The organism is Microbacterium sp. 16-032 (genome assembly GCF_041079455.1).
GTDB lineage: Bacteria > Actinomycetota > Actinomycetes > Actinomycetales > Microbacteriaceae > Microbacterium > Microbacterium testaceum_A.
This window is the reverse complement of record NZ_JBFYGQ010000010.1, coordinates 13,717-35,584: the sequence shown is the minus strand read 5'-3', so window position 1 is coordinate 35,584 and position 21,868 is coordinate 13,717. Positions and strand designations below refer to the sequence as shown.

17 protein-coding genes are annotated in these 21,868 nt (G+C 69.3%); 10 read left to right on the top strand and 7 right to left on the bottom strand.

Going from position 1 to position 21,868, the window contains the following annotated elements; genetic code table 11:
- Positions 1-317: 317 nt before the first annotated feature.
- Positions 318-1,340 (bottom strand): sugar-transfer associated ATP-grasp domain-containing protein, encoded by a 1,023-nt coding sequence (locus AB6V31_RS16600; RefSeq protein WP_369366985.1) that lies wholly within the window; start codon positions 1,338-1,340, stop codon positions 318-320.
- A gap of 44 nt (positions 1,341-1,384) precedes the next feature.
- On the opposite strand from AB6V31_RS16600, the gene AB6V31_RS16595 reads away from it, so the two are divergent.
- Entirely contained in the window at positions 1,385-2,035 is a 651-nt protein-coding gene (locus AB6V31_RS16595) for an alanine racemase C-terminal domain-containing protein (protein ID WP_369366983.1), read from the top strand.
- Complete coding sequence (locus AB6V31_RS16590) at positions 2,032-3,075, top strand: alanine racemase (protein WP_369366981.1); 1,044 nt, start codon at positions 2,032-2,034, stop codon at positions 3,073-3,075. The genes AB6V31_RS16595 and AB6V31_RS16590 overlap by 4 nt, the downstream gene beginning before the upstream one ends.
- Before the next feature lie 60 nt (positions 3,076-3,135).
- On the opposite strand, the gene AB6V31_RS16585 is transcribed toward AB6V31_RS16590, so the two are convergent.
- Positions 3,136-3,357, bottom strand: coding sequence for a hypothetical protein (locus AB6V31_RS16585; RefSeq protein ID WP_056231527.1), 222 nt, complete (start codon positions 3,355-3,357; stop codon positions 3,136-3,138).
- Positions 3,358-3,518: 161 nt separating this feature from the next.
- Between AB6V31_RS16585 and AB6V31_RS16580 the strand changes: the two genes are divergently transcribed.
- The gene (locus AB6V31_RS16580) at positions 3,519-5,591 is read left to right on the top strand and encodes a type IIA DNA topoisomerase subunit B (RefSeq protein ID WP_143017885.1); all 2,073 of its coding nucleotides are present in this window, start codon (positions 3,519-3,521) and stop codon (positions 5,589-5,591) included.
- 150 nt (positions 5,592-5,741) lie between these two features.
- Here the strand turns inward: AB6V31_RS16580 and AB6V31_RS16575 are convergent, their stop codons facing one another.
- The gene (locus AB6V31_RS16575; RefSeq protein WP_369366979.1) at positions 5,742-8,210 is read right to left on the bottom strand and encodes a DNA topoisomerase (ATP-hydrolyzing) subunit A; all 2,469 of its coding nucleotides are present in this window, start codon (positions 8,208-8,210) and stop codon (positions 5,742-5,744) included.
- A 71-nt stretch (positions 8,211-8,281) separates the two neighbouring features.
- Between AB6V31_RS16575 and AB6V31_RS16570 the strand changes: the two genes are divergently transcribed.
- Entirely contained in the window at positions 8,282-9,409 is a 1,128-nt protein-coding gene (locus AB6V31_RS16570) for an alkaline phosphatase family protein (protein WP_074694961.1), read from the top strand.
- A gap of 87 nt (positions 9,410-9,496) precedes the next feature.
- Here the strand turns inward: AB6V31_RS16570 and sepH are convergent, their stop codons facing one another.
- Complete coding sequence (sepH, locus tag AB6V31_RS16565) at positions 9,497-10,525, bottom strand: septation protein SepH (protein WP_074694960.1); 1,029 nt, start codon at positions 10,523-10,525, stop codon at positions 9,497-9,499.
- A gap of 221 nt (positions 10,526-10,746) precedes the next feature.
- Between sepH and AB6V31_RS16560 the strand changes: the two genes are divergently transcribed.
- The gene (locus tag AB6V31_RS16560) at positions 10,747-11,040 is read left to right on the top strand and encodes a DUF4193 domain-containing protein (protein WP_056231545.1); all 294 of its coding nucleotides are present in this window, start codon (positions 10,747-10,749) and stop codon (positions 11,038-11,040) included.
- Here AB6V31_RS16560 and AB6V31_RS16555 read toward each other — a convergent pair.
- Positions 11,015-11,506 carry a DUF3093 domain-containing protein gene (locus AB6V31_RS16555; RefSeq protein ID WP_056231549.1) on the bottom strand — a complete coding sequence of 164 codons (492 nt, stop codon included), beginning with the start codon at positions 11,504-11,506 and terminating at the stop codon, positions 11,015-11,017. The two genes, AB6V31_RS16560 and AB6V31_RS16555, sit on opposite strands and share 26 nt — an antisense overlap.
- Before the next feature lie 12 nt (positions 11,507-11,518).
- On the opposite strand from AB6V31_RS16555, the gene dut reads away from it, so the two are divergent.
- The 5 genes from dut (at position 11,519) to dxs (ending at position 18,448) form a co-directional block, all read left to right on the top strand.
- A complete protein-coding gene (dut, locus tag AB6V31_RS16550; protein WP_056231552.1) occupies positions 11,519-11,974 on the top strand; it encodes a dUTP diphosphatase in 456 nt (151 codons plus the stop codon).
- Positions 11,971-12,606, top strand: a complete 636-nt coding sequence (locus AB6V31_RS16545) for a DUF3710 domain-containing protein (protein ID WP_056231555.1) — start codon at positions 11,971-11,973, stop codon at positions 12,604-12,606. The genes dut and AB6V31_RS16545 overlap by 4 nt, the downstream gene beginning before the upstream one ends.
- Positions 12,603-13,358, top strand: coding sequence for a DUF3159 domain-containing protein (locus tag AB6V31_RS16540; RefSeq protein ID WP_074694959.1), 756 nt, complete (start codon positions 12,603-12,605; stop codon positions 13,356-13,358). Before AB6V31_RS16545 ends, AB6V31_RS16540 begins: the two co-directional genes overlap by 4 nt.
- A gap of 133 nt (positions 13,359-13,491) precedes the next feature.
- Positions 13,492-16,332 (top strand): aconitate hydratase AcnA, encoded by a 2,841-nt coding sequence (gene acnA, locus AB6V31_RS16535; protein ID WP_279367022.1) that lies wholly within the window; start codon positions 13,492-13,494, stop codon positions 16,330-16,332.
- Positions 16,333-16,498: 166 nt separating this feature from the next.
- The gene (gene dxs / locus AB6V31_RS16530) at positions 16,499-18,448 is read left to right on the top strand and encodes a 1-deoxy-D-xylulose-5-phosphate synthase (RefSeq protein ID WP_369366972.1); all 1,950 of its coding nucleotides are present in this window, start codon (positions 16,499-16,501) and stop codon (positions 18,446-18,448) included.
- 61 nt (positions 18,449-18,509) lie between these two features.
- Here dxs and AB6V31_RS16525 read toward each other — a convergent pair whose 3' ends face one another.
- Together AB6V31_RS16525 and AB6V31_RS16520 are read right to left on the bottom strand one after the other, a co-directional pair.
- Positions 18,510-20,648 (bottom strand): 3-hydroxyacyl-CoA dehydrogenase NAD-binding domain-containing protein, encoded by a 2,139-nt coding sequence (locus tag AB6V31_RS16525; RefSeq protein ID WP_369366969.1) that lies wholly within the window; start codon positions 20,646-20,648, stop codon positions 18,510-18,512.
- Entirely contained in the window at positions 20,645-21,853 is a 1,209-nt protein-coding gene (locus AB6V31_RS16520; protein WP_268103992.1) for a thiolase family protein, read from the bottom strand. Before AB6V31_RS16520 ends, AB6V31_RS16525 begins: the two co-directional genes overlap by 4 nt.
- Positions 21,854-21,868 lie beyond the last annotated feature (15 nt).

Genomic DNA, 21,868 nt, shown 5'->3' with positions numbered 1-21,868 from the left:
CGCAAATGCACGCCACCGGCCACTCCAGGCGCCCATTTACGGCAAACGAACGGCCCGCGGCGCTCACGCAGCGCACGACTCTCATGTCCCGCAGATGCACGCCACCGGCCACTCCAGGCGGCCCTTTGCGGCAAACGAACGGCTCGCGACACTCACGCGCGGCTGCGGCGTGTGGGGCGTACTCACCACGCGGCCCCGGTAGGTGTTCACGCCGCGCGCCACCGGGCGGGGGACCGAGGGAGTGAGCATCTTTCGCGCCGACGGAATACAGCAGAGGCCCGCCCCCACGCGGGGGACGGGCCTCTCGGCATCCGGGATCAGAACCCGATGGCGGCCTGGTAGCGCGGCTTGTGCCCGGTGCGGATTCCGGTCACGCTCGGCTTGTTCTCGTAGACACCGGCGCCCCAGTTGCCCTCGACGAGTACGGGGCCGTCGGGGCCGACGACGATGTCCCAACCGACGTACTGCACCTGGGGGACGACGCGGGCGACCTGGTCGACGAACGCCTTCACCTCGTCGATCATCGGCAGCTGGAAGTCGGCGATGCGCACGCCCGAGTCGGGGTGCAGCTCGTGCACGTGACCGTGCGAGTCGTAGCCGGCGCCGAGCGCATGGCCGTTCTCGTCGAGCATCGTGTAGAAGCCGCCGAAGGTCATCTGGTCGCTCACCGCGCCGCGGCCGAACTTCTGCGCCATTGCGAGGATGTGGGTCTTCTGTCCGTCGAAGAACGCGGTGACGCGCGTGGTGTTGACGGTGCCGGGGCAGACGGCCGCGAGGTCGTCGTGCTGGCGGATGACCTCTTCGACGAGGATCTCCCCGCGCTCGAGCAGTCCGCGGTGGAAGGCGCTCCAGTCGTCGACCTCGGCCGCGTGATACCGGTGCACGCCGGTGCCGGCCTGACCGACCGGCTCCTTGGTGACGATGGTTCCAAGGCGCTCGGTGAAGGCGCGCAGTTCGTCGGCGTTGCCGGCATTCACCACCATCCAGTCACGACGGAGGAACTCGCTGAAGGTCTTGTCGAACTCGACCTTGTCCTGGAACAGGCCGCGGTAGTCGGGGTGGTCGTACTTCTGCGAGATCTGGTTCGAGACCGGGTGCGTCATGTACGTCGCGCGCTCGGCGGGGGTGAGGATCGCGAAGTCGTAGTCGATGTAGTCCTGGAAGCCGACGTTCTTGACACCGGCCTGGAAGAGCATGTCCGCGACGACGAGTGGCAGGGCCTTGCCGTGCTGCGCGGAGGCCTCTTTGGCTCGTTCGACGACGGATCCGACGTCGATGCGGCGGGCCCGCCCGGCGAGGTAACGCAGGCGTGTGACGGGGGAGAAACCCTGTTGAGGCATGAGGCTCCGAGGTCGGGGACGAAGGACCCCGTTAGTCTAAAGGGGTGACCTCCACGCTCCCTGCCCGCTTGCCCGCGGCCGGCGGAGTGGCCCCGGTGGCCCTCGTCTCCGAGTCGGCCCTGCGTCGCAACGCGCCCCTCGCCCTCGCCGCCGGCACCGCGAGTGGCGCCGACGACGTTCTCGCCGCCGACGCGTGGGGGCACGGCGCCGAGTGGGTGGCATCCGTGCTCTCGGATCTCGGGATGGATGCCGCGCCCCTCGACGCAGCGGTCCTGTTCGGCCTGCCCGGCTCGCACGCACAGCCCGTGATGTCGCTGCGCGGACGCGCTCTGGGAATCAAGCCGCTCCTGCGCGGCGAGGGCGTCTCGTACGGCTACACGCACCGCGCTCCTCACGACACCACCGTGGCCCTCGTCACCGGCGGCTACGCGCAGGGCGTGGTGCGCTCGCTCGGGAACGCCGCCACGGTCGCGATCGACGGGCGCCGGCACCGCATCGTCGGGCGCGTGGCCATGGACGTCTGCGTCGTGGACGTCGAGCACGCCGCTGTGCCGCGCGGAGCGGAGGTCGTCTACTTCGGCGACCCCGCAGAGGGGAACCCCTCGCTCGAGGAGTGGACGGATGCCACGGGGCTCGGTGCCGCCGAGATCGTCGCCGTCGTGGGCGTCCGCGCCGATCGGCGGGTGACCGCGTGAGCGCCGTTTACCGCGTCGACCTCGACGCCTTCGCTCGCAACCTCCGTCGCGTGCGAGAGGCCGTGGCCCCCGCGGCGCACATGCTCGTCGTCAAGGACGACGCCTACGCCCACGGTCTGGAGCCGATCGTGACGCGGGCCGTCGCGGAGGGCATCCGTTGGATCGGCGCTTTCGACGTCGTCACCGGGGCGGCCGTTCGCCGCATCGCCGGTCCCGACGTGCGCATCTTCGTGTGGCTGATCGGCGGATCCGACGATCTGGCCGCGGGCATCGCGGCCGACCTCGACCTGGGCATCGGCGACGAAGCGCTCCTCGACGACCTGTCCCGGCTCGAGGCCCACCGGCCCGAGCGCGTGCACCTCAAGATCGACACGGGCCTTCACCGCAACGGCATCCGTCCCGAACGATGGGAGGCCGCTCTCGCGCAGACCTCGGAGCTCGTCACCGCGGGCCGGGTGGCCTTCGAGGGGATCTGGTCGCACATCTCCGAGGCCTCGGATGCCGACGACGACGACGCCCGAGCGGTGTTCCTGGCCGCGCGCGAGACGGCGCGCGCCGCGGGGCTCGACCCGCGTTTCTCGCACTTGGCCGCCAGTGCGGCAGGGTTCGCGCGCGACGAGTTCCGCGAAGACATCGTGCGGGTCGGGGCGTTCTCGTACGGCATCCGTCCCGCCGGCGGCCCGGGGGAGCGGGAGCTCGGCATCGAGCCGATCGCGACGCTGTCGGCCACGGTGACGGCGGTGGATGCCGCGGGCGTGCACCTCGACCTCGGAAGTCTGCACGGGTTGCCCAGCGCCCTGGGCGGGCGATTCGACGTTGTCACCCCCGGGGGGCCGCGACGGGTCGAGGCGATCGCGCCGACCGAGACGGTGCTCGCCCCGTGGGCCGGCGCTCAGCCCGGCGACGAGATCGCCCTGTTCGGTCCCGCGGCTCTGCACACGGCGACCGATCTGGCCGAACTGATCGACACGATCGGCGAGGAGATCGCGCTGCGCGTGTCGCCGACCGTTCCGCGCGACTACACCTCCACCGACGCCTGAAACGCGGAACGGGCCCCGACGCACTTCGTGCGTGCGGGGGCCCGTTTCGAGGTGATGGTCTCAGTCGGCGGCGTTGAGTCGCGCCGTCTCGTCGTGCCACGAGGTGGCGACGCTGCGGAGCTTCTCTTCGTACTTGCGGCCGTGGTGCGCGCAGAACAGCAGCTCGCTGCCGTTCACTTCAGCGGCGATGTACGCCTGTGCGCCGCAGGAGTCGCAGCGATCGGCCGCCGTCAGGCGGTGATCGAGGACGGCTGACGCTTCGGGTGCAGTCGTGGTGGTCATGTCGGGTGCCCTCCTCAGGTGGTCGTGGGCGAGTCTGCATATACAACCACGCGGATGTTTCCCCTATGCCGCGGCTTGATCACATTTCGCTCTGCGCGTACGCGACCCGACCTTGCTGTGTGTCTGGCAGGCGATGTCGGTGCCCCCGATTACGCTGGGAGATCGTGACGTCCGAGTACTCCGCCCATCATCTGCAGGTCCTCGAGGGCCTCGAAGCCGTGCGCAAGCGCCCGGGCATGTACATCGGGTCCACCGACTCCCGTGGTCTCATGCACTGCCTGTGGGAGATCATCGACAACTCCGTCGACGAAGCCCTCGGCGGCTTCGGCTCGCGCATCGACATCGTGCTGCACGCCGACGGCAGCGTCGAGGTGCGCGACCGCGCCCGCGGCATCCCGGTCGACGTCGAACCTCGCACGGGTCTGACGGGTGTCGAGGTCGTCTTCACCAAGCTGCACGCCGGCGGCAAGTTCGGCGGTGGCTCGTACGCGGCATCCGGCGGTCTGCACGGCGTGGGCGCGTCGGTCGTCAACGCGCTGTCGGAGCGACTCGACGTCGAGGTCGACCGCGGCGGCAAGACCTACGCGATGTCGTTCCACCGCGGCGAGCCCGGTCTCTTCTCGGGCGACACCCCCGACTCGACGTTCACCCCCTTCGAGCGCAGCAGTGAACTGCGCGTGATCGGCAAGGCGCCGCGCGGAGTCACCGGCACGCGCATCCGCTACTGGGCCGACCGGCAGATCTTCACCAAAGACGCGACCTTCGGGCTCGACGAGCTCGTGCAGCGCGTGCGCCAAACGGCGTTCCTCGTGCCGGGGCTCGAGATCGTCGTGCAGGACGAGCGGAGTGACGAGCGCGTCGAGACGAGCTACCGCTTCGACGGCGGCATCTCGGAGTTCGCCGACTTCCTCGCGCCCGACGCGGCGGTCACCGACACCTGGCGTCTCACCGGCACCGGCACCTTCACCGAAACCGTGCCCGTGCTGCAGCCCGGCGGATCGATGATCCCGACCGAGGTCTCGCGCGAGTGCGAGGTCGACATCGCGGTGCGCTGGGGCACGGGCTACGACACCACGACCCGCTCATTCGTCAACATCATCGCCACGCCCAAGGGCGGCACGCACCAGCAGGGCTTCGAGCAGGGGCTCATGAAGGTGCTGCGCGCGCAGGTCGAGCAGAACGCCCGCAAGCTCAAGGTCGGCAACGACAAGATCGAGAAGGACGATCTGCTGGCGGGTCTCACCACGGTGCTCACCGTGCGTCTGCCCGAGCCGCAGTTCGAGGGCCAGACCAAAGAGGTGCTCGGCACCCCGGCGGTGCGCCAGATCGTGGCATCCGTCGTCCAGAAAGAACTCGCGGCCCGCTTCGCCTCGCCCAAGCGCGACGACAAGGCGCAGACGGCTCAGCTGCTCGAGAAGATCGTCTCCGAGATGAAGGCGCGCATCTCCGCGCGCACCCACAAAGAGACCCAGCGACGCAAGAACGCCCTCGAGTCGTCGTCGCTGCCCGCCAAGCTGGTCGACTGCCGCTCGAACGATGTCAACGATTCCGAGCTGTTCATCGTCGAGGGCGACTCCGCGCTCGGCACGGCCAAGCTCGCGCGCAACAGCGAGTTCCAGGCGCTGCTGCCGATCCGCGGCAAGATCCTCAACACGCAGAAGGCTTCGATCAGCGACATGCTGTCGAACGCCGAGTGCGCCTCGATTATCCAGGTCATCGGTGCGGGCTCCGGACGCTCGTTCGATCTCGACGCCGCCCGCTACGGCAAGATCATCCTGATGAGCGACGCCGATGTCGATGGCGCGCACATCCGCACGCTGCTGTTGACGCTGTTCTTCCGGTACATGCGGCCGCTGGTCGAAGAGGGGCGTGTCTTCGCCGCCGTCCCGCCGCTGCACCGGGTGATCGTCATGAACCCGGGCACCAAGCCCAACGAGACGATCTACACCTACAGCGAGCAGGAGCTGCACGCGCTGCTCGCCAAGCTCAAGCGCGGCAACAAGCGCTGGCAGGAGCCGATCCAGCGCTACAAGGGTCTCGGCGAGATGGATGCCGATCAGCTCGCGACCACGACCATGGATCGCGCCGGCCGCATGCTGCGCCGCGTGCGCGTGCAGGACATGGAGGCCGCGGCATCCGTGTTCGACCTGCTCATGGGCAGCGACGTGGCCCCGCGCCGCGAGTTCATCATCGACTCGAGCGACCGGCTCGCGCGCGAGCGCATCGACGTCTGAGCCTGCCGGCCGCTGGGGCCATCACGTCCCACCCGAGCACAACCGCGGATGCCACGACCGACACGCCGCGCGCGGCTCGGCCCCACCGGCGCGCCGCCCGAAACTCCCGCCATTGCACACACCCCAGGGACGCGCACCGGCGGAGGCGCCTCAGCGGACGACGGTGCCGATCGCGCCGACGACGGCGTCGAGGGGCTGACCCGAGGCGTCGCGTTTCGCGCCGACATCCGGAAGCGCACGCACCGAGCCGTCGGGCCCGACCGCGCGCGGATCGGTGCCCACCCAGGCGAGCACGAGGCCGTCTTCGCCGCGCAACAGGCGCTGGGCGCGCACGCCTCCGGTGGCGCGCCCCTTCGCGGGGAACTCCGTGAAAGCCGAGACTTTAGCGCTGCCGGCGTCGGTGCCCGGCAGAGCCGCCGACGACCCGGCGACGGTCACGACCACCGCGTCGAAGGCCGAGGCCCCGACGACGGCGAAGTCGATCACCCGGGCGCCGTCGGAGAGGCGGATGCCGGCCATCCCGCCCGCGGATCGGCCCTGAGGCCGCACGGAAGAGGCCTCGAAACGCAGCAGCTGCGCGTCGCTCGCGACGAAGACGAGCTCGGCGTTGTCGCCGGCCGGAGCCGCGCCTACCACCCGGTCGCCGTCGCGTAGGGAGATGATCTCGATCTCGTCCTTCGTGCCGAGCTCGGTGGCCGCGACGCGCTTGACGACACCCTGCTCGGTGCCGAGCGCGATGGTGGGGGAGTCGATCAGCGGCACGAGGGCCACGACCCTCTCGCCCTTCGCGAGCGGAAGGTACTGCTCGACCTTCGTGCCCGCGGCGACCTGGACGGAGTTCGCAGGGACCGAAGGCAGGTCCACCGGCGAGAAGCGCACGAGACGACCGGCCGAGGTCACGGCGCCGATGTCGCCGCGCGTGGTCGTATCGACCGAGGAGCGGATCGCGTCGTGCTTCGAGCGGCGCGCGGGCGGAACGACCCCACCGGCGGGCGCGTCGGCGATCAGCTCGGCGCGGACCATGCGTCCGGTGGCCGAGAGGTACACGCGGCAGGGGGCATCGGCGATCTGCAGGTCGGCGGCAGCGGCCGCGGCCCGCGCCGAGCGGGGCTGCACGGGCCCACCGTTCAACAGCATCGTGCGGCGAGGGGTGCCGTACGCGTCGGCCGCGGCATCCAATTCTCTGGCCACCTGCTGACGGAGCAGCGTCTCGCTGCCCAGCAGCTCGACCAATTGTGCGATCTCGGCGTTCAACTGATCGCGCTCGGCCTCGAGCTCGATGCGCGAGAACTTCGTCAGGCGGCGCAGGCGCAGTTCGAGGATGTACTCGGCCTGCAGGTGCGAGAGGTCGAAGACCTCCTGCAGCTTCGTGCGGGCCTGCTCACCGTCGTCCGAGGAGCGGATGACCTGGATGACCTCGTCGATGTCGAGGATCGCGATGAGCAGACCCTCGACCAGGTGGAGCCGCTCGCGCTTTCGCGCCAGGCGGAACTCGCTGCGCCGCGTGACGACACGGATGCGGTGATCGATGTACACCCGCAGCATCTCGCGCAGGCCGAGCGTCTGCGGCTGACCGTCGACCAGGGCGACGTTGTTGATACCAAAGGAGTCCTCGAGCGGGGTGAGGCGGTAGAGCTGCTCGAGCACGGCCTTGGGGTCGAAGCCGGTCTTGATGCCGATCACCAGGCGCAGGCCGTTGTTGCGGTCGGTGAGGTCGGTGACGTCGGCGATGCCGGTCAGCTTCTTCGCCTGCACCGCGTCTTTGATCTTCTCGATCACGCGCTCGGGGCCGACGAGGTAGGGCAGTTCGGTGATGACGATTCCGGTGCGGCGCGGACCGAGCGACTCGATCGACGCCTTCGCGCGGGTGCGGAACGTGCCGCGACCGTTCGTGTACGCGTCTTTGATGCCGTCGAGACCGACGATGATGCCGCCCGAGGGCAGGTCGGGGCCGGGCACGAACTCCATGAGTTCTTCGACGGTGGCATCCGGATGCTGCAGCAGGTGGATCGCGGCGGCGACGACCTCGATGAGGTTGTGCGGGGCCATGTTCGTGGCCATGCCGACCGCGATGCCCGTCGCGCCGTTCACCAGCAGGTTGGGGAAGGCCGCCGGCAGCACCTCGGGCTGCTGGAATTGCCCGTCGTAGTTGGGGATGAAGTCGACGACGTCTTCGTCGAGGTTCTCGGTCAGCGCCATCGCCGGGGCGGCTAGGCGCGCCTCGGTGTAGCGGGGCGCGGCGGGACCGTCGTCGAGCGAGCCGAAGTTGCCGTGGCCGTCGACCAGCGGCACCCGCAGCGAGAAGTACTGCGCGAGGCGCACGAGGGCGTCGTAGATGGGGGCGTCACCGTGGGGGTGGAGCTTTCCCATCACCTCGCCGACGACGCGAGCGCTCTTGACGTGCCCGCGGTCGGGTCGCAGCCCCATCTCCGCCATCTGGTACAGGATGCGGCGCTGCACCGGCTTGAGTCCGTCGCGGGCGTCGGGAAGGGCCCGCGAGTAGATGACCGAGTAGGCGTACTCGAGGAACGACCCCTGCATCTCGGTCGAGACATCGACATCTTCGATGCGCTCGACGACGGGTGACGTCGCGGAGGAGGATGAACGGGAATCGGGCATAGGTACGGCCTCGGGTCGGGCGGGCGTCGCGTCTCGACGGGGATCGGGGCTCCTGTGGGAGACTGGGCCCGATGTCACTCAGCCTACCGGCGGACCCGCCGCGCTCCCGGAGCCTCACCGGTGTGGTGGAGCAGTCGATCGCCGCGCTGACCGGCGAATCCGAGTGGTTCGCGCCCGCGCGCAGCGCGATCGTCATGCTCGTGGACGGCCTCGGCTCGCACAACCTGGCCGCCCGTCGCGGGCACGCGCGCTTCCTCGGCTCGGTCGGCGGTCGGCGCGATGTCGCCCGAACCGTCTTCCCCTCGACCACCGCCGCGGCCCTGTCGAGTCTTCTGACCGGTACCGGTCCGGGCGTGCACGGCATCGTCGGCTATCGCGCACGCATCCCGGGGACCGACAAGGCCCCGAACCAGCTGCACGGGTGGGAGACCGACGGTCTCGACCCGCACACCTGGCAGCGCTCCGAGCCGCTGTTCGCCCGCCGCGCCGCCGCGGGACGACCGAGCTTCGTGGTGTCGCGTCCCTCGTACACGGGCACCGGTTTCACCGAGGCGACACTGCGCGGGGCCGAGTTCTTCCCCTCCGACGACCTCGACGAGCGTGTGCGTCTCGCGGCCGACCTGGCGGCACGGCATCCGGGATCGGTCACCTACCTGTACGCCCCCGAGCTCGACACGGCCGGTCACCGCGACGGGTGGGAATCCGATCGCTGGACCGACGCCCTCGAGCGGGTGGATGCCGCGGCCCGACGCCTCGCCGACGGGATCGACGCGCACACGGGCGTCCTGATCACCGCAGACCACGGCATGGTTGACGTCCCCGCCCACAAGCATGTGCTGCTGCGCGAGGGCGATCCGCGCCTCGACGGCGTCGCCCTCCTCGGCGGCGAGCCCCGCATGCTCCACCTCTACACGGACGAGGGACGAGCGGATGCCGTGGCCTCCCTGTGGCGCGAGACCGAGGCCGCACGGGCCTGGGTGATGACGCGCGATGAGGCGATCGCGGCGGGCCTCTTCGGGGCCGTCGACAAGGACGTGCGTCCCCGGATCGGGGACGTCCTGGTCGCCGCGCGGGGGCGCTTCGCGTACTACGACGACCGCGAGGCGGACAAGCGTCCGCAGCGGATGGTCGGCCAGCACGGTTCGCTCACCGACGAGGAACGCACCGTTCCGCTGCTGCGTCTCGGCGCGTTCGCCTGAGCCTGTCGGAGTGCGCCGGATGCCGGCATCCGGCCCCCTCACTCCGAAGGGGCGTCTGCGGCGCCGTGAGCCGGGGGAGGACCCGCGTCAGCTCTCGTCGGAGCGGGCCCCGAAGACGATCTCGTCCCACGAGGGCATCGACGGACGTCCCTTCGTCCGGCGGCCGTTGTCGGACGAAGGTCGCTCGGGTTCGCCCGCGGACTCGTCAACATCGTCGGCGTACCCCGGCTCGACGGCGTCGAACAGGGCCACGGGGGCGCTCGACGAGGGGCGCGGCTCGGGCTCGATCTCGGTCGCGCCGGGCAGAGGTTCGCGCTGTCCGCGTCGACGACGCAGTGCCTCGAGCAGATCGGCGGTCTCGGCCGAGGTGACGGGGGCATCGGGCGCTCGCTTGATCGCCGCAGCCTGAACGGCCGGGGCGACGGGACCGGTCGCCTCGACGCCCGGCTCGTCGTCGATGTCGATGCGGCGGGGCCCGAAGGCTCCGCTGTCGAACCGCGAGTCGTCCTTCGAGACGTTGTCGAGAGCGCGCAGACGGGGGATCAGCCCCTCGGGGAGCGATCCCTGCCGCGACAACTGGATCGCGTCGGCGTTCTGCGGCGAGAGGATGCTGCGGCGCGGGTCGAAGCTCCAGCGCGCGTCGTGGTCGATGCCGTTGGCGGTGAACTCGAGCTTGACGGACCAGCCCGACGACTCCTTCCAACTCGTCCACCGCTCGGCGGAGGCGCCGGCCTCGGCGAGCTTCGCCCGGACGGCCGCACCGAAGGTGATGGGGGAGTCGTGCTCGAGAGTGCCACCCAGCAGGACCGGGACGGCCAGCGCCTGGGCGACGACGTGCTCGCGCTCCGCGAGCACGGGTCCCTCGAAACGCTCGACGTCTTCGACGCGGGCGTTCAGCAGCGTCGCCACCTCGCGCGCCGACAGGCCGGCGCGGATGTGCGCCTGGATCTCTCGGGGGCTCGGGCGCGGGGCACGGTCGTCGTCCTCGCGGTCCCGACGCGCACGGCGCGCCTCAGCGCGCAGCACCTCATCGAGCGCGAGGGCGAAGCGTTCGCCCGCCTGCGTCGCCACGACGAGGACGTCATCTTCGGTTCCGATGACTTTGAGCTGTTCCATACGAAACACCCCTCCGATCTGCGGTCAGCGTTCATGCTGACACGCACACGGTCCGCATCCGGGAATATCGCGGGCGCGCCGCGAGTTTCCCGTCAGGCCTGACACGCACGCCCGTCTCGGAGCATTTGCTTATCGAGGACGGGTCATGCAAACTATGGCCGCCCGATCGGGCACCCGATGGGGCACAGCACCACGAAAACCGGAAGTAGAGACCTGCACGCATGGCAACCGATTACGACGCACCGCGCAAGACCGAGGACGACAGCGAGTCGATCGAGGCCCTCAAGGAGCGCGTGCCTGACAAGGCGTCGGGGTCGATCGACAACGAGGATGCCGATAACCCCTCGGGCTTCGAACTGCCCGGCGCCGACCTTTCCGACATCGAGCTCGATGTCGTCGTGCTTCCCCCTCAGGAAGACGAGTTCACCTGCATGAACTGCTTCCTCGTGAAGCACCGTTCGCAGATCGCCGAAGAGAGCGGCCCCGGCTTCATCTGCCTGGAGTGCGCAGCCTGACCTGAGCGCGCTGGATCGCCGCCACCAGGCGGTCCGGCGTGCGGGTGGACACCACCCACGACGGAGTCGGATCATCGGGATCGATCACGGGAACCGTGACGATCCCGTCGATCCCGCCCCGGATGACATGCCACGCCCGGTGGTCGAGACCACTCCCACGGGCGGTACGCGCTTCTTCGGCGATGACGCCGGTGGGAACGCCCAGAAGATCGACCGGGATGTGCGCCCGTCCCGCTCGGAACTCCCCGTCACGGATCTCGATGACCGGTGCGAGCGCGAGAAGGCCCGTCACGATCGCCACCGACACGAGCAGCCCGATGAAAAGGGCCAAGGTCGTGTCGAGCGGGGAGAAGACGACGGCCGCCATGGGGCCGCACACGGCTGCGGCGACCAACGCCCACAGCGACGGGCTCAGACGCTCTCGATACTCGGCTGCGGTGCGGATGCCGCACCCCCTCTTCTGCATTACCCTCGTGGGGTGACCGAAACGGTGGACGTCCTCATTGTCGCATCCGAGCCTCCGGTCTTCGCCCACCCCGGCGACGCCGGAGCCGACCTGACCGCCGCCGAGGCGGTACGCCTGGAGCCTGGGCGACGCGCTCTCGTCTCGACGGGTGTGCGCATCGCACTTCCCGAGGGATACGCCGCGTTCGTCGTGCCGCGCAGCGGCTTGGCCGCCAAACACGGCATCACGATCGTGAACGCGCCCGGCACGATCGACGCCGGGTACCGCGGCGAGATCAAGGTCGCCCTGTTGAACACCGACCTCGACGAGGCCTATGACATCGCGGTCGGAGACCGCATCGCCCAGCTCATCGTGATGCCCGTCCCGGCCGTGCGCTTCGTCCCCGTCGACGAACTGCCCGACAGCGTGCGCGGTCAAGGCGGCTTCGGATCGAGCGGATACCAGACTCTGCAAGGGAGCACCCGATGACCGACGACGAGTCGCAGACCACGCCCGACACCGCCGACCAGCCCGGAAACGAAGCGGTGCAGGCGCTCAAGAGCGCCCCCACCGATCGCGAGACCGCGGGTCCGTTCGACGAGGCCGAGGCGAACCCCGTCCGCCCCTACATCGACCTGGGTGGCATCAAGATCCTCCCGCGCGAGGGGCTGAACCTCCGCCTGGAGGTCGAGGAGCAGACCAAGCGCATCGTGGCCGTGGGCCTCGACTACGCCGACTCCACCCTGCAGGTGCAGCCCTTCGCCGCGCCCCGCTCGAGCGGCCTGTGGGAAGAGACGCGGGAGCAGATCCGCCAGCAGGTCAAGCAGCAGGGCGGCCGCGTCGAAGAGCGGGAGGGCCCGCTCGGTCCCGAGCTGCTCGCCGAGGTGCCCGTCATGGCCGGCGCGGACGGCGCCGCCAAGCGCCTCGCGCGTTTCGTGGGCGTCGACGGGCCCCGCTGGTTCCTGCGCGGGGTCGTCGGGGGAGCCGCGACCAGCGACGTCGAGGCAGCCGCCGCCGTCGAGGACCTCTTCCGCTCGATCGTCGTGGTCCGCGGATCGTCACCGATGCCACCGCGCGACCTCATCCCCCTCCGGATGCCGTCGAGCCCCGGAACCGCATGAGCGACGACTCCGCACGCCCGGCGCGAGAAGACGACCGCGTCCCCCTCGACCCGCCGTCCGCGGCGGACAGCGTCAGCGCGGCTCTCGGCAACGCCGCGCGCCGCGCGGGGCTCGATCCTTCGAAGCACACCTCGACCGGGGCCGCCGTGTGGTCGGCGATGGGCGGGGTGCGCGGCATCCTGGAATCCGTCCTGCCCTCGCTCGCGTTCGTCGTGCTCTTCACCGTCACGATCGACCCCGAGACACGCCAGGGCAACCTGTGGGTGAGCCTCGGGGTGTCCGTCGGGCTCGCCGTCGTCTTCACCCTCGCGCGTCTGATCGCCAAGTCGCCCCCGAGCGCCGCGATCGGCGGACTCCTCGCGACCGCGGGCGCCGCCGTCCTGTCGCTGGTGACGGGCCGCGGGCAGGACAACTTCGTGCTGGGCTTCTTCACGAACGGCGCGTACGGAACGGCGTTCCTCGTCTCGGCCCTCATCGGCTGGCCGCTGATCGGTCTGGCCGCCGGGTATCTGCTCGGCGAGGGCACGCGCTGGCGCGCCGACAAGCGCAAGCGCCGCGCCTACACGTGGCTCTCGATCGCCTGGGCCGCCCTGTTCGTCGCACGACTCGCCGTGCAGCTGCCGCTGTACTTCGCGGGAGACGTGACCGCGCTCGGCACGCTCAAGATCGTCATGGGCCTGCCGCTGTTCGCCCCGATGCTGGCGGTGACGTGGCTCGTGGTGCGGGCTCTCCACCCTCGCCGAGAGTCCTGATAATATCTTGACATCAAGATAAATCCGCAGCTCCGAGCGGTTAGGTCGACCTTCCTGGAATCGACCTCTCCGCGCGGGGAAGATGGAGAAATGCGGGCTGACGCCTGCGCATTCGCCGACGAAGGAGACGATCGTGTCCACGGTTGACAGCTTCGGTGCCAAGAGCACCCTGACGGTCGGCAGCACCGACTACGAGATCTTCCGCATCGACACGGTCGCCGGTCACGAGAAGCTCCCGTTCAGCCTCAAGGTGCTGCTCGAGAACCTTCTGCGCACCGAGGACGGCGCCAACGTCACCAAGGAGCAGATCGAGGCCCTCGGCTCGTGGGTCCCCACGGCCGACCCCGACACCGAGATCCAGTTCACGCCCGCTCGCGTGGTCATGCAGGACTTCACCGGTGTGCCCTGCATCGTCGACCTCGCCACCATGCGCGAGGCCGTGACCGCCCTGGGCGGCGACCCGAGCAAGATCAACCCGCTCTCGCCCGCCGAGATGGTCATCGACCACTCGGTCATCGCCGACCTGTTCGGCAGCGAGAACGCCCTCGAGCGCAACGTCGAGATCGAGTACGAGCGCAACGGCGAGCGGTACCAGTTCCTCCGCTGGGGCCAGACGGCCTTTGACGACTTCAAGGTCGTCCCCCCGGGAACGGGAATCGTGCACCAGGTCAACATCGAGCACCTCGCCAAGGTCATCTACGACCGCTCGGTCGACGGCGTGCTCCGCGCCTACCCCGACACCTGCGTCGGCACCGACTCGCACACCACGATGGTCAACGGCCTGGGCGTGCTCGGCTGGGGCGTCGGCGGCATCGAGGCCGAGGCCGCGATGCTCGGCCAGCCCGTGTCGATGCTGATCCCTCGCGTCGTCGGCTTCAAGCTCTCGGGCGAGATCCCCGCCGGCGTGACCGCGACCGACGTCGTCCTCACCATCACCGACATGCTGCGCAAGCACGGCGTCGTCGGCAAGTTCGTCGAGTTCTACGGCGAGGGCGTCGCCTCGGTGCCGCTGGCCAACCGCGCCACCATCGGCAACATGAGCCCCGAGTTCGGCTCGACCGCCGCGATGTTCCCCATCGACGACGTGACGCTCGACTACCTGCGCCTGACCGGCCGCGACGAGCAGACCGTCGCCCTGGTCGAGGCGTACGCCAAGGAGCAGAAGCTCTGGCACGACGCCGACCGCGAGCTCGTCTTCAGCGAGTACATGGAGCTCGACCTGTCGACGGTCGTCCCCTCGATCGCCGGTCCGAAACGCCCCCAGGACCGCATCCTGCTGTCCGAGGCCAAGAATCAGTTCGAGAAGGACATCCTCAACTACGCGGGCGCGTCGGTCTCCGACTCGATCGTCGACCTCGAGGTCGACGGGACCTTCCCCGCATCCGACCCGGGCTCGGTTCCCGGCGAAGAGCACGAGGACGTCACCGAGAGCGAGGTGCTGATCTCTTCGGGTCACCCCGCCAACGCGTCGAACCCCGTCAAGGTCACCACCCCCGACGGCCAGTCGTACCTGCTCGACAACGGCGCGGTCACGCTCGCGGCCATCACCTCATGCACGAACACCTCGAACCCCTCGGTCATGATCGCGGCGGGCCTGCTCGCCAAGAACGCCGTCGACAAGGGCCTCAAGCGCAAGCCGTGGGTCAAGACGACGCTCGGCCCCGGCTCGAAGGTCGTCACCGACTACTACGAGAAGTCCGGCCTCGACAAGGCGCTCGAGGGTCTCGACTTCTACACCGTCGGCTACGGCTGCACCATCTGCATCGGCAACTCGGGACCCCTCATCGAAGAGGTCTCCGAGGCTATCAACGAGAACGACCTCGCCGTCACGGCCGTCCTCTCGGGTAACCGCAACTTCGAGGGGCGCATCAGCCCCGACGTGAAGATGAACTACCTCGCCTCGCCGCCGCTGGTCGTCGCCTACGCCCTCGCCGGCTCGATGAACTTCGACTTCGAGACCGACGCCCTGGGCAAGGACCAGAACGGCGACGATGTCTTCCTGAAGGACATCTGGCCGGCCCCCGACCAGGTGCAGACGATCATCGACGCCTCGATCTCGCGCGAGCAGTTCATCCAGCAGTACGCCACCGTCTTCGAGGGCGACGAGCGCTGGAAGAACCTGCCCACCCCGACCGGCCCGATCTTCGAGTGGGATGCCGACTCGACATACGTCCGCAAGGCCCCGTACTTCGACGGCATGACCATGCAGCCTGATGCTGTGCGCGACATCACCGGCGCACGCGTCATGGCGACGCTGGGTGACTCGGTCACGACCGACCACATCAGCCCGGCCGGAAACATCAAGGCGGGTACCCCCGCCGCGCAGTACCTGATGGAGCACGGCGTCGCGCAGAAGGACTTCAACTCCTACGGCTCGCGTCGCGGCAACCACGAGGTCATGATTCGCGGCACGTTCGCCAACATCCGCCTCAAGAACGAGCTCACGGCAGCGGTCAACGACGGCACGGTCGTCGAGGGCGGCTACACCCGCGACTTCACCCAAGAGGGCGGCCCGCAGTCGTACATCTTCGACGCGAGCCAGAACTATCAGGCGCAGGGCACCCCGCTCGTCATCTTCGGTGGCAAGGAGTACGGCTCCGGCTCGTCGCGCGACTGGGCGGCGAAGGGCACCAACCTGCTGGGCGTCAAGGCCGTCATCACCGAGAGCTTCGAGCGCATCCACCGCTCGAACCTGATCGGCATGGGCGTCGTTCCGCTGCAGTTCCCCGCCGGCGAGAGCTGGAAGTCGCTGGGCCTCGACGGCACCGAGATCGTCTCGATCGAGGGCCTGGAGCAGCTCAACGAGGGCGTCACGCCGAAGACCGTGAAGGTCACCGCCGAGCCGAGCGAGTTCTCGCCCGAGGGCAAGCAGGCCGTCACGTTCGACGCCGTGGTCCGCATCGACACCCCCGGTGAGGCCGACTACTACCGCAACGGCGGCATCCTGCAGTACGTGCTGCGTTCGCTGGTCTGACCCGCTTCATCGATGTGCCCCGGGAGCCTCGCGCTCCCGGGGCACATCGCGTTCGCAGAGAGTACACGGCCCCGGCGCGCAACCCGTTGCCGGGCCCCTCGCACCCTCGGAGACTAGAATCGACCCGTACGCGCGGCCCCCGCGCGCATCGCACGAGAGGAGTCTCATGGCTCTCCTACCCGGCATTCACGGCCCCCGTGACCTCGACGGACTGAACCCCGACCAGCTACGACAGCTGGCCGCGGAGGTCCGTTCGTTCCTCGTCGAGAACGTCGCCCGCACCGGCGGGCACCTCGGTCCGAACCTCGGCGTCGTCGAGCTGACGATCGCCCTGCACAAGGTCTTCGATTCACCGTCCGACCCGATCATCTTCGACACCGGGCACCAGTCCTACGTGCACAAGATGCTCACCGGTCGACAGGACTTCTCAGCTCTCCGCTCGCGCGGCGGCCTCGCGGGCTACCCGCAGCGTTCCGAGAGCGAGCACGACGTCGTCGAGTCCTCGCACGCGTCGAGCTCGTTGAGCTGGGCGGACGGCGTGTCGCGCGCGTTCAGCCGCACCGGTCGTCGAAACCGTCATGTGATCGCCGTCGTGGGCGACGGCGCCCTCACCGGCGGCATGACCTGGGAGGCCCTCAACAACATCAGCGACGACAACGAGCGCAATCTCGTGATCGTCGTGAACGACAACGGCCGGTCCTACGCCCCCACCATCGGGGGCATGGCGCGCTACCTCAACCGCGTGCGCACGAACGACGCCTACCGGACGCTCCACCGCGGCTCCGACACCCTCTTCCGTCGCCTGGGCCCCGCGGCGCGTGCCGTCTATCGCGGCGTCCGCGGCGGCACCCACGGCTTCCTGTCGCGCTTCACCAACAACGAGGCGCTGTACAGCAACCTCGACATCAAGTACCTCGGTCCCATCGACGGCCACGACTTCGAGTCGCTCATCGAGACCCTCGAGCTGGCGAAGTCGTACGGTGCTCCGGTCATCGTGCATGCCATCACCGACAAGGGCAGCGGCTACGCCCCGGCGATGAGCGACGAGGCCGACCAGTTCCACGCGGTGGGCAAGATCGACCCGATCACGGGCGAAGCCCTGGGCTCGGGCGGCGGTCTGCAGTGGACCGACGTCTTCGCCGAAGAGCTCGTGAAGGTCGGCGCGGAGCGCCAGGACATCATCGCGATGACCGCGGCCATGCTCCGCCCCACGGGTCTGCAGCACTTCGCCGAGAGATTCCCCGAGCGCGTGTACGACGTCGGCATCGCGGAGCAGCACGCCGTGGCATCCGCCGCCGGTCTGGCCTTCGGCGGCCTCCACCCGGTCGTCGCCATCTACGCGACGTTCATGAACCGCGCGTTCGACCAGGTCATGATGGACGTCGCCCTGCACAAGGCCGGCGTCACGTTCGTGCTCGATCGCGCCGGCGTCACCGGCCCCGACGGCCCGAGTCATCACGGCATCTGGGATCTGGCGATGCTGCAGCTGGTCCCCGGCATCCGCATCGCCGCCCCGCGAGACGCCGCGCGCCTGCGCGAGGTGTTCCGCGAGGCCACCGCGGTCGAAGACGCGCCCACCGTGGTGCGTTACCCCAAGGGCAAGGTCAACGACGACGTCGAGGCGATCGAGCGCCTCCACGACGGCGTCGATGTGCTGAGCCGCGGCTCGAGCGAAGACGTGCTGCTGGTCGGCATCGGTCCGATGGTGCACCTCGCCCTCGAGGTCGCCGAGCGTCTCAAGGCGCAGGGCATCGGCGCGACGGTCATCGACCCGCGCTGGGCGATCCCGGTGCAGCCCTCGATCGTCGAGTTGGCGCGCGAGCACCGTCTCGTGATCACGATCGAAGACGGCATCCGCGTCGGCGGCGTCGGCACGCGCGTGCGGCAGGTGCTGCGCGAGGCGGGCGTCGACACGGCCGTCGACGAGCTCGGCATCCCCGATGAGTTCATCGACCACGCGACGCGCGAGCAGATCCTCGAGGATGCCGGCCTGACGGCCTCGAAGATCGCACACGACGTGGTCGCCCAGGTGCTGGGCACGCGCATCCCCATGGCGCGTCAGACGCCGACCGGCTCGATCCCCACGATCGAGGAGTGGGAAAAGTCGCGCCCGTAGACCCGCACGAACCACAACGGCGCCGCCCCCTCGGGGACGGCGCCGCTGTCGTATCCGGAGCTCAGGCCCCGATGCCGCGAATGGGCGGCTGGTGGAACGTGTCGCCGAAGGCGCGCTCCGACGCCCCCTCGCGGTCGAGGTAGGGCGAGGCGCCACCATCGATGAAGGGCCAGCCGGCGCCGAGGATGAGGCACAGGTCGATGTCCTGCACCTCGGGGACCACGCCCTCGTCGAGCATGATCTTGATCTCCTGGGCGAGACCGTCCTGCACGCGAGCCAGGATCGTCTCGGGCGCGACGGGCGTCTTACCGGTCACGAGCACTTTCTGCGCGGCCTTGGTCCAGCCGGTCACCCGGCCGCCCTTGTCCTTCTCCACGACCTCCGGCAGAGCCGCGAGCTCGTGAAAGTTCTCGGACGAGAAGAACCGGTCGGGGAAGGCGTGCGCCATCGTGTCCTGCACGTGGGCGGCGACCTTCCAGCCGACGAGGTCGATGAGCTGGAACGGCCCCATCGGCAGTCCGAGGGGCGCGAACGCCTTCTCGACCACCATGATCGGCGTTCCCTCGTAGACCGCGCGAGCGGCTTCGCCCATGACCTTCGCCAGCAGGCGGTTCACCACGAAGCCGGGTGCGTCCGCGGTGAGCACGGCGTTCTTGCCGAGACCCTTCGCGACGACGAAAGCCGTCGACAGTGCAGCGTCGGAGGTGGCATCCGTCTTCACGACCTCGATGAGCGGCATGACCGCGACGGGGTTGAAGAAGTGGAAGCCCACCAGGCGCTCCGGGTTCTGCAGCACCGAGCCGATCTCGGCGACCGAGAGCGACGAGGTGTTCGTGGCGAGGATGGCGTCGTCGGCGACGATCTTCTCCATGGCCGAGAACACCTCCTGCTTGACGCCCACCTCTTCGAACACGGCCTCGATGACGAAGTCGCAGTCGGCGAACTCCGACCGGTCGGTGGTGCCGTGCACGAGCGCGCGCAGCTGATTCGCCGTGTCGCTGTCGAGGCGGCCCTTGGCCTCGAGCTTGCCGATCTCTTCTCGAATGGATGCCACGCCCTTGTCGACCCGACCCTGATCGAGGTCGGTGATGATCACGGGTACCCGGAGCTTCCGCACGAACAGCAGCGCGAACTGCGAGGCCATGAGACCCGCGCCGATGACGCCGACCTTGGTGACCTTCTTCGCGAGAGCCTTGTCGGGGGCCCCGACCGGACGCTTGGCGCGCTTCTGCACGAGGTCGAAGGCGTACATGGATGCCGCGAACTGGTCGCCCGTGATGAGCTCGGCCAGCGCCTCGTCTTCGCGCGCGAAGCCCTCGGCCTTGGTGCCGCTCTTCGCCTTGTCGAGCAGGTCGAGCGCGACGTAGGGGGAGCGGGGCACGGTGCCGATCTTCGACTCGAGCATGCCGCGGGCCATCTTGATGGCGATGGGCCACTTGGTGAGGCGCTCGAGCTTGCCCGGCTCGTTCTTGCGCTCGACGCGCACCCGACCGGTGAGCACGCCATCGGCCCACCGCAGCGAGTCCTCGAGGTAGCTGGCCGCCGGGAAGATGGCATCCATGATCCCGAGATCGAAGGCCTGCTGCGGCTTGAGCATGCGGTTCTGCTTGAGCGGGTTCGAGATGACGACCTCGAGCGCGTTCTCGATACCGATGAGGTTCGGCAGCAGGTAGGCGCCTCCCCAGCCGGGGATGATGCCGAGGAACACCTCGGGCAGCGCGATCGCCGCGGCGGAGGAGTCGACCGTGCGATAGGTCGAGTTGAGCGCGATCTCGAGACCGCCGCCGAGCGCGAGGCCGTTGACGAACGCGAACGAGGGGACGCCGAGCTCCGACAGCGACCCAATCACCTGATGTCCGCGCTGTGCGATGAGGCGCGCGACATCTTTCGAGGGCAGCTTCGCCACGTCGGACAGGTCGGCGCCCGCCGCGAGGATGTACTGCTTGCCGGTGATCGCGACGGCGTGGATCTCGCCGGCGTCGGCGCGCTTCTTGAGCGCCCCGAGCGTCTGCCCGAGCTCGGCGAGGGTCGCAGGTCCCAGCGTGTTGGGCCGGGTGTGGTCGCGACCGTTATCGAGGGTGATCAGCGCGAGCACGTTGCCCGAGGGCAGACGCACGTCGCGGACGGGGGAGTGGGTCACCACCTCGTCGCCGGTGAGGGCGTCGAGGGGCGTGAAGTCGATCGAGGTGTAGTTGCTCACGTGCGCTTCTTCTTTCCGTCGAAGAACGGGTTCTCCCAGATGACCGAGCCGCCCTGACCCAGGCCCACGCACATGGCGGTGAGGCCGTAGCGCACGTCGGGTCGCTCGGCGAACTGCGCCGCCAGCTGGATCATGAGACGCACTCCGGATGCCGCGAGCGGGTGGCCCAGGGCGATGGCGCCACCCCAGGGGTTCACGCGCGGGTCGTCGTCGGCGATGCCGAAGTGGTCGAGCAGCGAGATTACCTGGATGGCGAAGGCCTCGTTGAGCTCGAACAGGCCGATGTCGTCGATCGTGAGGCCGGCCTTCTTGAGGGCCTTCTCGGTCGAGGGGATCGGGCCGATGCCCATGATCTCGGGCTCGACGCCGGCGAAGGCGAACGACACCATACGCATCTTGGGCGCGAGGCCGAACTCCTTCACGGCGCCGGCTCCGGCGAGCAGGCTGATGGTCGCACCGTCTGTGAGGGGCGAGGACGTACCGGCCGTGACGCGCCCGTGGGGGCGGAACGGCGTCTTGAGCGTCGCGAGGCCCTCGACGGTGGTCTCGGGGCGGCGCCCCTCGTCCTCCGTGGCGAGACCCCACGCGCCCTCGGCGTCCTTGACGGCGACCGAGACCAGGTCGGGCTGGATCTTGCCCGCCTCGTAGGCGGCCTGCACCTTGTGCTGGCTGGCGGCGCCGAAGCGGTCGGCGCGCTCCTTCGTCAGGTGCGGGAAGCGGTCGTGGATGCGTTCGGCGGTGACGCCCATGTTGAGCGCGCCCGGGTCGACGAGCTTCTCGGCCACGAAGCGCGGGTTGGGGTCGACGTTTCCGCCGATGGGGTGGCGTCCCATGTGCTCGACGCCGCCGGCGAGGGCGAGGTCGTACATGCCGACGCCGATCGAGGCGCCCATCGTCGTGACGCTCGTCATGGCGCCCGCGCACATGCGCTCGATCGCCAGGCCCGGCACCGTCATCGGCAGACCCGCGAGGATCGCCGCGGTGCGCCCGAGGGTCAGTCCCTGGTCACCGGTCTGCGAGGTCGCGGCGATCGCCACGTCGTCAATCCGGTCCTTGGGCACGTCGCCGTTGCGTTCCATCAACCCGATGATCGCCTTGACCACGAGGTCGTCGGCGCGGGTGTTCCAGTACATGCCTTTTTCGCCGGCGCGCCCGAAGGGGGTGCGCATTCCGTCGACGAAGAAGACGTCCGTCATCTCGGCCACTCTGCCTCCATAGTT